Genomic DNA, 346 nt, shown 5'->3' on the forward strand with positions numbered 1-346 from the left:
CTCATGTTGCTTACTTTAACATCCTTCAAGTGCGAAGAAACTATGTGAGAAATGTTGATAGCTTAGCAAGAACTTCGTTCATAATTATGGGGGGAACTGTTTCCATTTTCTTACCCTGACGCGCTGCTATATCCAGAGCACGGGGCTGGTCACAACGTATCACACCTGTTGTATGCAATCCTGTTCCTACCAATGAGACAGCGAAACCTGCGGTTCGAGAAAAATTTCCTCCACTTGTAATGGGTAAGACAATGGGTGTTTTCGTGACACGATTAAACGCCTCTGGTGATACAATCAATACAGGACGCGTTCCTTTTTGTTCATAGCCTGAAGTTGGGTCAAGAGA

At 43.9% G+C, this 346-nt stretch carries 1 protein-coding gene; it reads right to left on the reverse strand.

Going from position 1 to position 346, the window contains the following annotated elements; translation table 11 throughout:
* Positions 1 to 40 precede the first annotated feature (40 nt).
* Positions 41 to 346 (reverse strand): type II toxin-antitoxin system PemK/MazF family toxin (locus ACFINS_RS10500; RefSeq protein ID WP_375706236.1); only part of this gene is annotated, 306 nt, incomplete at its 5' end.

Origin of the sequence: Bartonella sp. AA2SXKL, from assembly GCF_042197205.1 — a bacterium.
Classification (GTDB): domain Bacteria; phylum Pseudomonadota; class Alphaproteobacteria; order Rhizobiales; family Rhizobiaceae; genus Bartonella.